The organism is Virgibacillus profundi (assembly GCF_002287375.1).
GTDB lineage: Bacteria > Bacillota > Bacilli > Bacillales > Amphibacillaceae > Virgibacillus_K > Virgibacillus_K profundi.
This window is the reverse complement of record NZ_NPOA01000007.1, coordinates 227,774-242,260: the sequence shown is the minus strand read 5'-3', so window position 1 is coordinate 242,260 and position 14,487 is coordinate 227,774. Positions and strand designations below refer to the sequence as shown.

The 14,487-nt window shown below is 36.2% G+C and carries 14 protein-coding genes; 9 read left to right on the top strand and 5 right to left on the bottom strand.

Features of this window, described 5'->3' with window-relative positions; genetic code table 11:
* Window positions 1-107 precede the first annotated feature (107 nt).
* Window positions 108-1,361 (top strand): DNA polymerase IV, encoded by a 1,254-nt coding sequence (locus CIL05_RS11980; protein WP_095655773.1) that lies wholly within the window; start codon window positions 108-110, stop codon window positions 1,359-1,361.
* A gap of 41 nt (window positions 1,362-1,402) precedes the next feature.
* On the opposite strand, the gene CIL05_RS11975 is transcribed toward CIL05_RS11980, so the two are convergent.
* Genes CIL05_RS11975 through CIL05_RS11960 form a run of 4 tightly spaced genes read right to left on the bottom strand, consistent with a single transcriptional unit; the run spans window position 1,403 to window position 5,538 of the window.
* A complete protein-coding gene (locus CIL05_RS11975) occupies window positions 1,403-2,773 on the bottom strand; it encodes an aldehyde dehydrogenase (RefSeq protein WP_095655772.1) in 1,371 nt (456 codons plus the stop codon).
* A gap of 13 nt (window positions 2,774-2,786) precedes the next feature.
* On the bottom strand, window positions 2,787-3,734 hold the full coding sequence (rnz, locus tag CIL05_RS11970) for a ribonuclease Z (protein ID WP_095655771.1): 948 nt from the start codon (window positions 3,732-3,734) through the stop codon (window positions 2,787-2,789).
* A gap of 22 nt (window positions 3,735-3,756) precedes the next feature.
* A complete protein-coding gene (namA, locus tag CIL05_RS11965) occupies window positions 3,757-4,773 on the bottom strand; it encodes an NADPH dehydrogenase NamA (protein WP_095655770.1) in 1,017 nt (338 codons plus the stop codon).
* Window positions 4,774-4,797: 24 nt separating this feature from the next.
* A complete protein-coding gene (locus tag CIL05_RS11960) occupies window positions 4,798-5,538 on the bottom strand; it encodes a glycerophosphodiester phosphodiesterase (protein WP_095655769.1) in 741 nt (246 codons plus the stop codon).
* Between the two features lie 70 nt (window positions 5,539-5,608).
* Here CIL05_RS11960 and CIL05_RS11955 point away from each other — a divergent pair, with 70 nt between their 5' ends.
* The 4 genes from CIL05_RS11955 to CIL05_RS11940 all read left to right on the top strand — a co-directional run bounded on the left by CIL05_RS11955 (window position 5,609) and on the right by CIL05_RS11940 (window position 10,154).
* Window positions 5,609-7,246 (top strand): M20/M25/M40 family metallo-hydrolase, encoded by a 1,638-nt coding sequence (locus CIL05_RS11955; protein WP_095655768.1) that lies wholly within the window; start codon window positions 5,609-5,611, stop codon window positions 7,244-7,246.
* Between the two features lie 107 nt (window positions 7,247-7,353).
* Window positions 7,354-8,316 carry an MBL fold metallo-hydrolase gene (locus CIL05_RS11950; RefSeq protein WP_095655767.1) on the top strand — a complete coding sequence of 321 codons (963 nt, stop codon included), beginning with the start codon at window positions 7,354-7,356 and terminating at the stop codon, window positions 8,314-8,316.
* On the top strand, window positions 8,306-9,100 hold the full coding sequence (locus CIL05_RS11945) for an SDR family NAD(P)-dependent oxidoreductase (RefSeq protein WP_095655796.1): 795 nt from the start codon (window positions 8,306-8,308) through the stop codon (window positions 9,098-9,100). The genes CIL05_RS11950 and CIL05_RS11945 overlap by 11 nt, the downstream gene beginning before the upstream one ends.
* 730 nt (window positions 9,101-9,830) lie before the next feature.
* Window positions 9,831-10,154, top strand: coding sequence for an iron-sulfur cluster biosynthesis family protein (locus CIL05_RS11940; RefSeq protein WP_095655766.1), 324 nt, complete (start codon window positions 9,831-9,833; stop codon window positions 10,152-10,154).
* Between the two features lie 42 nt (window positions 10,155-10,196).
* Here the strand turns inward: CIL05_RS11940 and CIL05_RS11935 are convergent, their stop codons facing one another.
* Window positions 10,197-11,120, bottom strand: coding sequence for an aldo/keto reductase (locus CIL05_RS11935; protein WP_095655765.1), 924 nt, complete (start codon window positions 11,118-11,120; stop codon window positions 10,197-10,199).
* Between the two features lie 135 nt (window positions 11,121-11,255).
* Here CIL05_RS11935 and CIL05_RS11930 point away from each other — a divergent pair, with 135 nt between their 5' ends.
* From CIL05_RS11930 to fur, 4 genes are all read left to right on the top strand, one after another.
* Window positions 11,256-11,801 (top strand): NUDIX hydrolase, encoded by a 546-nt coding sequence (locus tag CIL05_RS11930; protein ID WP_095655764.1) that lies wholly within the window; start codon window positions 11,256-11,258, stop codon window positions 11,799-11,801.
* A 1-nt stretch (window position 11,802) separates the two neighbouring features.
* A complete protein-coding gene (locus tag CIL05_RS11925) occupies window positions 11,803-12,972 on the top strand; it encodes an endonuclease Q family protein (RefSeq protein WP_095655763.1) in 1,170 nt (389 codons plus the stop codon).
* A gap of 98 nt (window positions 12,973-13,070) precedes the next feature.
* Window positions 13,071-13,709: a stage II sporulation protein M gene (gene spoIIM / locus CIL05_RS11920; RefSeq protein ID WP_095655762.1), complete on the top strand. Its 639-nt coding sequence runs from the start codon at window positions 13,071-13,073 to the stop codon at window positions 13,707-13,709.
* 109 nt (window positions 13,710-13,818) lie between these two features.
* A complete protein-coding gene (gene fur, locus CIL05_RS11915; protein WP_095655761.1) occupies window positions 13,819-14,277 on the top strand; it encodes a ferric iron uptake transcriptional regulator in 459 nt (152 codons plus the stop codon).
* Window positions 14,278-14,487 lie beyond the last annotated feature (210 nt).

Genomic DNA, 14,487 nt, shown 5'->3' with positions numbered 1-14,487 from the left:
CTATTGAAATGATGAAGCCCCTTTTATGAGAGCAGTTTTCTTAAGGGGCTTTATTCCGTATGCTATAATTAGTGTAGCTATTATGGATTTAGAAGGATGGATTAAGTATGATAAAGCCGAAACCTAAAAAAGGAAGAGTTATATTTCATATAGATATGAATTGCTTTTATGCTTCGGTGGAAATGGCCTATAATCCTGACCTGAAAGGAAAGCCATTGGCAATTGCAGGAAATCCGGAAGAACGAAAAGGAATTATTGTGACAAGCAGTTATGAAGCAAGAGCAAAAGGTGTTAAAACTACAATGACTGTATGGCAAGCAAGAAAACTTTGCCCTGAATTAATTATAATGCGTCCCAATTTCGATCGTTACCGAAAGGCATCCAAAGAAATGTTTCAGATGCTTGCTGAAATTACACCTGATATTCAACCTGTTTCTATTGATGAAGGATACATGGACGTAACTGAAGCACAGCATTTCGGAAGTCCGTTGGAAACAGCAAAGGACTTACAGCAAAAAATTTTAAAGGAACTCGATTTGCCTTGCAGTATTGGGATTGCCCCAAACAAATTTTTGGCAAAAATGGCCTCTGACATGAAAAAGCCGCTGGGTATAACTGTACTTAGAAAAAGGGAATTATCCCAAATTCTATGGCCATTGCCGATTGAGGAAATGTATGGAGTCGGGGAGAAAACAGCTGCCAAATTAAAGAAAATTGAAGTAGAAACGATTGGTGATCTGGCTGCAAAGGACGTCTACCAGTTAAGACAGGTATTAGGAATAAACGGGGAGCGTTTAAAAAATAGAGCGAATGGTGTAGACACAAGACCAGTTGACCCGGATGCAGTATATGAGTTCAAAAGTATTGGAAGCTCACAAACTTTACCATATGATACAATAGATGAAGCGGAAATAAGTAAACTAATGGATCAGCTTGCAGACAATGTGGAAAGACGAATGAAGCGTAAAAATGCAGCAGGCCTCAGTGTACAGATTATGATTCGTTTTCACGACCGTAAAACCATTACAAGAAGTAAAAAGCTTCAATCCTATATTGATTCAAAAGAAGAAATTCTTCATACAGCCACTGAATTATTGAAAAAGCATTGGAATCAGGAGCCAGTACGATTACTTGGTATTACCATTCAGGATGTTGATGAAAAACAAAACCTCGGCAGACAGCTTGATTTGTTTACATATGAAAAAGAGGCAAGTAAAGAGAAGTTATACACTGCAATTGATACTTTGTCAGCGAAATATGGTGAAAATGTGTTTAAAAAATGGAAGGAAAATAATCGTAAGGATGAAGAGCTCTCCCGAACAAGCTTTCAAAAGGATTTTTTAGATGATTATAAACATTAAAGACTTACACATTTAAGAGATTACCAGTGTAAGTCTTTTGCCTATTTCATAATTTTTTTAACTACAGATTGAGCTAGTTTACTACCGGGATAGCGAAATGGCATATCAAATTTAGTTGTTTGTTTTAAGATACTTTTTTCATGTGAGAAAGTATCAAAGCTGTACTTACCATGATATGATCCCATGCCACTTGCCCCGACTCCGCCAAAAGGTAAATGTGGATTGGCCAGATGGTAAAAGGTGTCATTAATACTACCACCACCAAATGATAAAAATTGCATAATCTGCTGCTGTGTTTTATCACTTTCTCCGAAGTAATAGAGTGCCAGCGGTTTTTCCCTGCTTTTTATTTTTACAACTGCATCTTCAATATGATTGAAGGTTAAAACTGGCAGAATAGGGCCAAATATCTCCTCATCCATAATAGGATCGTTCCATGAAATCCTGTCTAAAATCGTTGGCTCAATTGCTAATAATTCACGATCTGCATTTCCGCCGTGTAATACAGTCCCTGTTGATAAAAATTGTTCAAGACGATTAAAATGTTTTTGATTTATAATATGTGTATACTCATCATTCTTAAGCGGGTCTTTCCCATAAAAGGACTTTATATATTTTTTCATCGCCTTTAGTAGTTTAAATTTAGCTTTTTCATGTACATATAAATAATCAGGTGCCACACAGGTTTGTCCTGCATTTGTAAATTTCCCCCAAACAATTCGTTTTGCTGCAAGGCTGATGTTGGCATCCTCATCAACAATAACCGGGCTTTTTCCACCTAATTCCAGTGTAACAGGCGTAAGATTTGTGCTGGCTTCTTTCATAATGATTTTGCCAACCTCCGTACTGCCGGTGAAAAATATATAATCGAATCGCTGTTTTACCAATTCTTCACTTATTTCCTTATCCCCTTCAACCACTGTAAAGTAAGAAGGATCAAACGTGTTTTGTATCATTTCTGCCAGGATTAAGGAAGTAGCTTTAGCATATTCCGATGGCTTTAAAACTACACAATTCCCAGCAGCTAAAGATCCAATTGCAGGAGCCAATGCCAATTGTAATGGGTAATTCCAGGCAGAAATAATTAAGCTGACCCCATAAGGTTCTTTCATAATAAAGTTTTTGGTCCCTTTATGTGTAATTGGGGCAGCTACTTTACTTGGTTCCATCCATGCAGCAAGGTTTTTAATAGCAAAATCCAATTCACTGTAAAGAAATCCCAGTTCTGTTGTAAGTGTTTCATGGGTAGATTTATTTAAATCGATTTTTAATGCCTGATAAATTTCAGTTTCGTAGTCTTTTAGCATTTGTTTTAATTTTTTTAATTGCTCTTTACGAGTTAAATAATCCAATGTATTTCCATTCATAAAAAACGCATGCTGATCGGCAACTATTTCAGCTGGTTGCTTCATTGAAATCTCTCCTCTAATTAGATCGTTCTCTATTTTTTTGTTTTGTATTTATTTCGATTTTGACAAAGTCATTTGCTAACTCTGTATCAGGAAAAATTTCACGGGCTTCATTTAATAATAACTGATTATCCTGCTTTTGATATCGGGATGAAATATGTGTTAATACTAATCTTCCCACATTATTTTCTTTTGCCATTGTTGCTGCTTGTGTAGTAGTGGAATGAAAATACTGTTTTGCCAAAGCTGCTTTTTTATGATTAAAGGTTGCTTCATGAACAAGGACATCCGAATCTTCCACAAGTGGGTTATGTAAATGTGATGTACGGGTATCACCAAGAATACTTATAATACGTCCTTTTTTATCAGTTCCAATAAATTCTTCACGATGAATAACTTGCCCATCTGCCGTATGTAACACCGCATTTTCCTTTATTTGCTGGTATATGGGGCCTGGCATAATGCCGATATCCATTAATTTATCTACCAATAATTCACCTGGTTTATTTTTTTCAACAATACGAAAACCATAACTTGGAATACCGTGATCGAGTTTCCCTGCATGGACAATAAACTTTTCATCCTCCATGATTTTCCCCTCACTAATTTCAACTATGGTTAGCGGATAGGTTAGGTGTGTACCACTGACTTTGAGGCTTGTTTCTATATATTCTTTAATTCCAGCAGGGCCGTAAATGGTTAATGGTCCATCACCACCCTGAAAAGACCTGCTGCTCAGGAAACCAGGCAATCCAAAAATATGATCACCATGCAGATGTGTAATAAAAATTTTTTTTATTTTTCCTGGTTTAATGGATGTATGTAAAATTTGCTGCTGGGTTGATTCTCCGCAGTCAAATAACCATATACTGTTTAGTTCCTGTAATAAAGTCAGGGCAATTGCTGATACATTTCTCTCTTTTGAAGGAACACCTGCACCGGTACCAAGAAAAATTAATTCCATCATATAGCCCTCCTGTCATTTGTTATTTCCACCCACGTTTATATTGTGTGGGTGCATCTATAGTATATCCTATTTCATCTGCTGCTGCTTTTGCCCAGTAAGGGTTTCTAAGTAGTGACCTTCCAATAAACACAAGATCTGCTCGATTATTTTGCAAAATTTCTTCGGCCTGGATACCTGACGTTATTAAACCAACTGCACCTGTTGCAATAGAGGCTTCATTTTTTATTGCTTCACATCGCTTTAGCTGATAGCCGGGATATGTTGTAATTGAAGCTGGAACTACGCCTCCGGAACTGCAGTCAATTAAATCTACACCTTGTTCTTTCATCCTGTTTGTATAATAAAATATATTTTCCAGGGTATTTCCGGCTTCATGATATTCATCTGTAGAAATTCTAACAAATAATGGACCAGTCCACTCAGATTTAATTACTTCAATAATTTCACTTAGAAAATGATAGCGGTTTTCCATACTGCCTCCATACGCATCGTTACGCTTATTTGTTAATGGAGAAAGAAATTGATTGATTAAGTATCCATGTGCACCGTGAATTTCAATCATATCAAAACCAGCTTCCTTAGACCGTCTTGCTGCATTTTTAAATGCATCTATTGTAGTTTTGATATCATCCAATGTCATTTCTGCAGGCTGCTTCGATCTTTCATTAAAAGCAAATGGGGAAGGTGCATAAATGGTTGATTCTAAATTAGCCTTCCTCCCGGCATGTGCAAGCTGTATTGCTGACTTTGCACCACATGTATGAATCTGTTTATTTAATTGTTGAAATCCGTTTATATGTGCCTCACTCCAGATCCCCAGATCCTGGGCTGAAATCCGTCCCTCTGGCTGAACTGCGGTTGCTTCAGTCATTACTAATCCAACCTGACCAACTGCACGTGAGGTATAATGTGTAAGATGGAATGGTGTGATTTTTCCATCCTCTTCCATTGATGAATACATACACATTGGTGACATAACAATGCGGTTTTTAATAGTGATTCCTTTTATATCTATTGGTGTAAATAGTTTTGCCATTTGGACTCTCCCCTTAGTTTTCTATTAATGCTTCTGATCAACCATTTCCCGATATTGCAATGCTTTTTCCGGAACATCGGTGAAAATACCATCACAATCAAAATTAAAACATTTTTTCATATTTGCTAATCGATTAACTGTATAAACACGAATAGCCATTTCAGCCTGATGGCACTGATTGACAAGCAGTGGAGTAAATAATCGGTATTTTATGTGAAGGGCATTTGCGCCAAGCTCCTGTGCGTATCGGACCAGATTTTTATTCCGCTTCGAGGTTAAAAATGCGACTTCAATCTCTTTATTAAAGCTTTTCAGCCGCTTCACACTGCTTGGATTGAATGTTGATAATGTGGTACGATTTAATAGTTGATAATGTTCAATTAATTCATAAACAATTGACTCTAGGTTCTTGTAATCTATTTTATTATTTTTAAGCTCAATATTTAAATATAAAGCCTTATCTTTTGCCCATATTAAAAATTCTTCCAGCGAAATTATTTTTGTACTGGCAAACTTATCTGTAAACCACGAGCCTGCATCGAAGTTATTAAGTTGTTCAAAGGTATAGTCTTTTATGTACCCAGTACCATTTGTTGTTCGTTTTAAATGTTCATCATGAATTAATACTGGAATATTATCTTTCGTTAGTTGTACATCTGTCTCAATACCGTCTGCCTTCTGGTGATAAGCAAGTTCGAATGCCGGCATTGTATTTTCAGGTGCTTGTTTACTGGCTCCACGATGAGCTATTATTTTTGTTTTCAATAAATCCACCTCTCAGTTGATTGTGTTTTATTTTTAGTTAAAAGTCAATTTATACAAAGGAGGAATAACGATGAAAAGCTGGCAAACCAAGACCGAATTAACAGAGCTGTTATATTCACTTGTTAATCATCAAAGTATTACAGGTACAAAAGCGGAAATTGCGCTTGCTGAGTATCTACATCATCTATTAGCACAAAAGGAATACTTTCAAACCAATCCTGCCTATTTAAATTTACACCCACTTGATGATGGAAGACGACTTTTAACCGCATTGGTAAAAGGAAAAGAGGACAGGAAAGAAACAGTTATTTTATTAAGTCATTTTGATGTAGTTGGTACCGAGGATTATGGTTCCATCCAAAATCTTGCTTTTCATCCAAAGGAATTGACGAGAAAAATGCATACAATCAAAGATGAATTGCCTAAAGCTGTCCAGGAAGATTTAGAAAACGGTGATTGGTTGTTCGGACGTGGAACAATGGATATGAAAGCAGGTCTTGCGATTCATTTATCTATGATAGAAAAAGCAATTGATGGTGAATTTGATGGCAATATTTTATTGGTAACCGTACCTGATGAAGAGGTAAATTCGAAAGGGATGTTAACAGCTTTACCTGTATTAAATCAATTGCGAAAAGAAGAAAATCTTATCTATAGTGCATGTATGAATGGGGAGCCAATGTTTAGTAAATATCCCGGTGACACTAACCATTATGTATATACCGGGTCAATCGGAAAAGTCTTACCCGGATTTTATTGTTATGGTAAAGAATCACATGTAGGAGAGCCATTTGCCGGAATAAATCCAAATTTAATGGTTAGCTTTTTGTCACAAAAGCTTGAATTAAATGAGTCATTTATCGAAAAAATAGATGATGAAGTAACACCACCACCTGTTAGTCTGATGCAACGCGATCTTAAAGAGGAATACTCTGTGCAAACACCAGGCGCAGCTATCGCCATGTATAATGTATTATATTTAAAGCAATCTTTTAAAGAAATTAATCAAAAATTACTGGCAGGTGCCCAAACCGCAGCTCAGGAAATTGAGGCATATATTCAGCAAAAGGCGGCAAAGTTTGCTGCGGTATCCGAAAAATTCACCATACCTGATTCAACTGTAAATGTATTCATGTATGAAGAATTATATGCCGAAGCAGTTAAACGGTATGGTGAAGCGGAAATCATTCGCCGGCAAAATTTATTAGTAAGCCAGCGGAAACAAGGGGATCGTGACTTTTCTTCATTGCTTGTGCAGGATTTAGCATCAATTTGTAAAGAGCTATCACCAATGATCGTACTATTTTATAGCCCGCCGTTTTATCCGGCTGTATCTTCACATGATGAGCCAATTATTAAAAAAGTAATGAAATATGTAAAAGAATATACCAAAGTAAATTTTGCCATCGATTTAACAGTATCGGAATTTTTTACTGGATTATCTGATTTAAGCTATGTTGGCCCCGTATCTTCTAATAGTAAGTTAAAACAATTAACAATAAATATGCCATTGCAAAATAAAGGGTTTGTTTTTCCAGATGACATTATGAATCAATTAACCATGCCTGTTTTAAATATCGGACCGCTTGGAAAGGACCCGCATCAATGGACGGAGAGATTGGAGGTAACCTATAGTTTTGACTATTTACCCTCAGTTATAACAGAGGCTATTCATCAGCTGTTAAAAACAAAGGAACCGAGGAGTTGATAACCATCTCAGGCGATCCAAAGCTTCACTTTATGTGACTTTTAGAAAGAAAAGGTGTAAAATTATACAATAACTGAATGAACATTCATTTTTGGAGGATCTAACTTATGAAAGTATTAGATAAGACAGTCAGTCAAATTACTATACCAACACCTTTTGCAGTAGGAGATACGCATGTATATCTGATTAAAGGAGATATGCTTTCATTGGTTGATGCAGGTGTGAAGACAAAAGAAGCATGGGAAGCTTTACAAATCCAATTAAAGGAATTGGGTTATTACCCAAATGATATTGAACAAATTATTCTAACACATCATCATCCGGATCATACAGGTCTAATAGAACAATTTCCCCGGGCACAAAGCTTGTTTGCACATGAAAATGTAGACTTGTGGCTGACAAGAGATGAGTCTTTCTTCTTACACTATGAAAACTTTTTTAAGGAATACTTTATATCCTGTGGAATTCCGGAACGTTTTCATTCTGTTTTGGATAAATTACGGGCACCTTTAAGATTTTCAGGTGAGGGAAAACTAACAGCAACAATTGATGAAGGCGATGTACTGCCGGGACATGGGGATTGGCAGGTTATAGAAACGAAAGGTCATGCACAAAGTCATGTATCCTTTTTACGCCAAAATGATGGTGCTTTTATAGGAGGGGATCATTTATTGCAACATATCTCACCAAATCCATTAATTGAAGCTCCACATGTTGGTGCCACTGAGCGTGCTAAACCGATGCTGCAATACCGAAGAAATTTAAAGAAGTGTCTTCATTTAGGAATTGCTTCGGTCTTACCTGGACATGGCGAGGTGTTTTCCAATGTGGAAGAATTAATTCCGTATCGATTAAAGAAACAGGAACAACGTGCAAATAAGGTCTACCTGTTAATAAAAGAAAAATCGCAGTCAGCCTATCAGCTCTGTAAGCAAATCTTTCCCAAACAATATGAGAAACAGATTGATCTAACCATGTCTGAAACCATTGGACAACTGGATTATCTCGAGGATGAGGGATTAATTGTAAAAACGGTTGAGAATGGTATTTTTATGTACGATGCAAAATAAAGTAGCGAATAAAAATATAATAATCACTGGTGCCTCAAGCGGTATTGGAGAAAGAATTGCCTGGCATATTGCCGAAAATGGCGGTGTGCCAATTATGCTTGCACGTTCTATCGACAAACTAGAAAAACAACAGAAGCTTATGGAAAAAGAGTTGAATGCAAAGAGTTTTGCCTACAAAGTTAACCTGCAAAACAGCTCAGAGATTGATAGTGTGATTGAAGGAATTCTATTGAAACACGAAAAAATCGATGGTTTGATTAATAATGCCGGAACAGGAATGTTCGCTTACGTAAACGATATGGCATGGCCTGATGTTGAGGGAATGTTTCAGTTAAATGTGCTTGCTTTAATGCGAACTACAAAGCTGATGCTGCCTCATTTTTTGGATAACGAAGAAGCTCATATTATAAATATCGCTTCACAGGCCGGGAAAATTTCAACCCCAAAAACCGCTGCCTATGCTGCGACTAAACATGCAGTTCTTGGTTTTACGAATGCATTAAGACTTGAAATAAAACAAGAAAAAATACATGTCACTACAGTTAATTTAGGACCAGTTCGAACTAACTTCTTTAAAGAAGCAGATCCTAATGGGACTTATCAAAAAAATGTTGATCGGTATATGTTGGATCCGGACATGGTTGCAGCTAAAATAGTTCAACATTTATTTACGAATAAACGGGAAATTAATCTACCATATTGGATGGAATTAGGAAGCAAGCTCTATCATCTTTTTCCACAATTAATGGAGCGCTTGTTAAAGAAACAGTTTGATCAGAAATAAACTTAAGGGTACTTCACTACTATAATCCAACCGGTAGTCATAAAGACGGCTAATTTTTTCAGCTCTTTATCTTTATTTTCTACTGTTTTCTAAAAGATTGGGACTGCACCATAGGTTTGTCTCACCAAAAAGAAATGTTGTTTATGTCATAAAATCTATAGACTGCGACGTAACTTTTAATGATAATATGTGCTAAATCCATCGCTACGGAAACACATTTCGCTTTTCGCGGGCGGCTGGTGAGCCTCCTCGTGCTACGCACTTGCGGGGTCTCACCTATGCCTTTCCTCCCGCAGGAGTCTTCAATGTGTTTCCTCCGCTGGAATTGTACTTAAAAACTTTTTTAAAGTTCTTGATTAATTAAACAAATCCTTGCACTTTTATGGCGGTTGTTTGGAGCGGAGGGCCGTTGACTCCTGTGGGAACAAAGGCTTTCGGTGGGGCGAGTAATCGCAGTCCCAGCACGTGTCAGAAGACCCCGCAGAGTGGTTTTCTCGAGGAGGCTAAGGCCGTGCCCGCGGAAAGCAACGGTCCGCAGCGGAAAACCACCCACTGATACGTCGCAGTATATATCAACTACGAAGTTTAAAAGCAACAAATGGTTTCGATGGGGCGAGCAGAACGCAGTCTCAAAATTTGCGTAAAGAGTCTTATTTATATGAGGATTATGTATCAATTTTTTTAGAATTTATCCTTTTTCTGTTAAGCTAATAGTAGAGGAGGGGTTCTGATGCATTTAACAATTACTCCCGAAGCCAAAGTGCTTTTAGATAGGTTAAATACAGATAATAATCATTATTTAGTACTATGGTATGATACAGAAGGTTGCGGATGTGGTGTAAATGGTATTCCTACGATCCGTTTTACCAATGAGAAAGATCCATTAGATATAAAAGTAGAAAATGAAGTATATCCAATTTTGATTCATAAACAGCAAGCGACATTTTTTGCTGAAGATATGAAGTTGGACGTTAAAGGTGAAATGTTCCGCCTTTCCAGTCCGGAAGGCATTTTAAATCCATTTATTTCAGCGCAAAGTGTATGTGTAGTATAAAATAGTAAAGGAAGGGATGACAGCCACTGTCATCCCTTATCTTTAAATACGGTGACTTTTATATGTTATTGGGCTGGATGCTTTTTGAAGCTTTAAATACATTTCATCTGTTAAGCCTTTTGAAGGATCAAAGCTGGTATTTTCCTTTAGTTGATCAATCGAACTTGCTCCAAAAACAGCACTTGCTACTGCAGGGTGTTTCAGTATATATTTAAATGCAATTTCATTTAATGTTAATCCATCTTCTAAATTTCCTGAGATACCCTGATATACATTTTTAAGTTCTTCATAGGAATAATCCAAAAATCCATTCTTTCCTTTTGCTTCTATCTGTCTTTCAGCTTTGTTGCTTAACATTCCTTTTGCCAAGGGGCCACGGGCAAGCACACTTATATTGTTAGCATGCAGTAAGTCCAGAACATCTTCCTCGGGTCTTCGGTCAAGTATATTATACTGCATCATGACAGCATCAATTGTGGAATGTTTGACATACTCATGAATGACATTCGGACGAATTGACGATATACCATAAGCACGAATAAGCCCCTCTGTTTTTAATTCCTCAAATGCTTCGATCGATTCATTGATTGGATCATCAATTGTCCCGCCATGAAGCATATAAAAATCAATATAATCAGTACCTAAACGCAGCAGACTATCTTTTGCACCTTCTTTTATATGTTTTTTTGACGGATCCCAGAACCAATCCTTATTATCTTTGTTAAAATTATTTCCAACCTTTGTGGTTAAGATAACCTTGTCGCGTTTATTTTTAATTGCTTTTCCGATAATTTCCTCATTTTCTCCAAAATCATATAAATCAGCAGTGTCAAGATGATTTATCCCGGTATCCAAAGCATGATCAATGATTGCAGCAGCTTTTTGTACATCTGTACCAAGTGACATACAACCGAGTGTCAGCTCAGAAATATAAATATCTGATTTACCTAACTGTCTATTATTCATTGTAGGCAGCCTCCAATTCTTTTTCTATATTCCTATTGTAGGAATAGCCTATAACTATTACAACTATTTCACAGCGATAATTTGAATAACTATGATAAAATGGAGGAAATATTATATTTGTAAGGGTGATAATAAATGAAAAAATTTGAGGAAAAAACAATAAAAAGTGAAAAAATTTATAATGGAAAAATGATACAATTACAGGTCGATGACGTAACTTTACCTAATGGCAAAACAGCTAAACGTGAATTGATAAAGCACCCGGGTGCTGTCGCTGTTATTCCAATTACCAAAGATAATAAAATTGTATTTGTAGAGCAATTTAGAAAGCCGCTTGAAAAATCAATCATTGAAATCCCGGCTGGAAAATTAGAAGAAGGGGAAGAACCGGAAGTAACTGCAATTCGCGAGCTGGAAGAAGAAACAGGATATACTGCGAGTAGCCTGTCTTTTGTCAGTTCGTTTTACACATCGCCCGGTTTTGCCGATGAGCTTATGTATATTTATATAACAGATCAATTGGAAAAGATGGAAAATCCAGTAGCTGGGGATGATGATGAATTTATTGAAATCCTGGAATTGACATTGGATGAAGCGAAACAATATTTGGAGGAAGAACGCATTCATGATGCAAAAACGAATTATGCGATCCTTTACCTACATGCACTGGAGATGAGATAGGATGCTAAATGCTTACTTTGCAGATATGCATATTCATATTGGGCGGGATATTTATGATAAACCCGTTAAAATAACAGGGGCAAAAACCCTGACATTGACGAATATTTTAAAGGAATCCAGTCGAAATAAGGGAATAAACCTGATTGGAGTAATCGATAGCCATGCACCGGCAGTTCAACAGGAAATAGAACAGCTTATTGAAGCAGATAAGGCATATGAACTTTCTGATGGTGGAATCCGATTTGAGAAAGTTACGTTATTATTAGGTTCAGAAATTGAAGTATATGACGAACATTGTCATGGTCCAATCCATGTATTATGTTATTTTCCATCCCTTGAAAAAATAAAAAGATTTTCCGAATGGTTAACTACAAAGATGAAAAACATTACACTGAGTTCCCAAAGGTATTATGGAACAGCTAAAGAATTGCAATATAAGGTGAAAGAGCTGGGCGGTATTTTTATTCCAGCACATGTATTTACTCCATTTAAAAGCTTATACGGAAAAGGAGTAATTAAATCTTTGGAAGAAGTACTCGATCCGGATTTAATAGACGCAATTGAACTTGGTCTCAGTTCAGATACAGAAATGGCTGACCAAATAAAAGAATTGCATAACTATACGTTTGTTTCAAATTCCGATGCTCATTCTTTAGCTAAAATTGCACGTGAATATCAGGAAATATATATGGAAACACCTTCATTTAAAGAATTTTACTGGGCCTTGCATCAAGTGAATGGTAGAAAAATCAAACAAAACTTTGGTATGAATCCACAACTGGGTAAATATCATACGACTGTTTGTAATAATTGTATGGAAGTTCTGAGTCCTGATGCCAGTAAATGTTCTGCATGTGGTTCAACTAAAATTACCAAAGGTGTATTTGATCGGATTCAGGAATTGAAAGATGCAATCGAAGTAGAAACAGACAGGCCCCCATACTTATATCAGGTTCCATTAGAATACCTGCCAACACTGGGTAAGAAGACTTTTCAGAAACTACTGGACCATTTTGGGACAGAAATGAATGTAATCCACTATGCAACACTGGAACAATTAAAAGAAGTAATCCCGGAGAAACTAGCAATTTCTATTATGGAAATGCGAGAAGGGCAATTAAAGATCAAAGCCGGTGGGGGCGGCAAATATGGAAGTATAACTTCTTCCTAAATTATTATTTAAAAAATAAATGATAGTGAATTTGGTATTTTTACTCGGAATTCTTCATAGTTTTTAACATAGTAAGATCTTTTGAATGGAGGATTCCGATGTACAAAAATAGAGCGCTACTAATGAATCACATAAAAGAGCATGCAACTATTTATCTTTTTATGGTCATTTTATTTTTAACCGGGATTATATTTGGAGCAATTATCGTTAATAGTATGAACTGGATCCAAAGAGATGAGTTGTTTTTTTATCTGGAAAGATTTTTTGGGCAAATTTCAGAAAATCAGCAGTATGATAATATTGAGCTGCTTAAAAGTAGTTTTTTTTATCATGCTAAATATTTGCTATTATTATTTATTTTAGGAATATCTGTGATTGGTTTGCCGATTATTTGGATTTTATTGTTTATCAAAGGATTAGTAGTCGGTTTTTCAGTGGGCTTTATGGTTAATCAACTTGGTTTCAAAGGACTGCTGCTTGCCTCATTGTCAATTGCTCCACAAAATATTTTAATCATACCAATATATATTATTGCCGGAAGTTTATCGATGATATTCTCACTTACTTTATTGAGTAAATTATTCAGCCGAAAAATTTCTCAACCTGTTTTTGAACCTTTTGGTAGATATGTTACTATATTTTCTTTACTACTGGTGGCTTCTTTTGCTGCTGCATTGCTGGAAACATTTGTTGCCAACGAGGCAATGGAGTCATTAATTAAATCATTTTACCAATAATGAAACTTATATTATAATTATTATAAATATAAATTAGTGACTATTATACTTTGACACGCTTTTCATAGGTGCATATAATAAAGATGGGATATGAGGGAGGGGACTTGCCATGGAACATCGAATTGATCGTATAAAAAAACAGCTCCATGCACAGAGCTATAAGCTTACTCCGCAAAGAGAAGCAACTGTAAGGGTACTGCTGGAGCGGGAAGAGGATCATTTAAGTGCGGAAAATGTCTTCCTGCTTGTTAAGGAAAAAGCACCTGAAATTGGTTTGGCTACCGTTTATCGTACATTGGAATTATTATCAGAATTAAAGATTGTTGATAAAATAAATTTCGGTGATGGCGTTTCTCGTTATGACCTTCGTAAAGAGGGAGCCGAACATTTTCATCATCACCTTGTTTGTATTGAATGTGGTTCTGTTGAAGAAATTGTGGATGATTTATTGGAAGATGTTGAAAAAATCGTCCAGGATGACTGGGGATTTCAAGTAAAAGATCATCGTCTTACATTTCACGGAATCTGTAAGCAATGTCAGAAAGCAGCGGTGAAAACATCAACATAATATTGCCTGATTTGCCTTTTTTCCATGGGAAGAAAGGCTTTTTGTTATAATTTCAATCCAGGTTACAAGTGTTTTTTTAATTTACAAATCAATCGAAAAGAGGTACATTTGTGATGTAATGCTTTTTAGTTGGATAAAAAAGGCATTTAAACCCAGCTTCTTAATATTGTATGTATAATGTTATTCTTTTTTGGCATATCTTCTAATAGG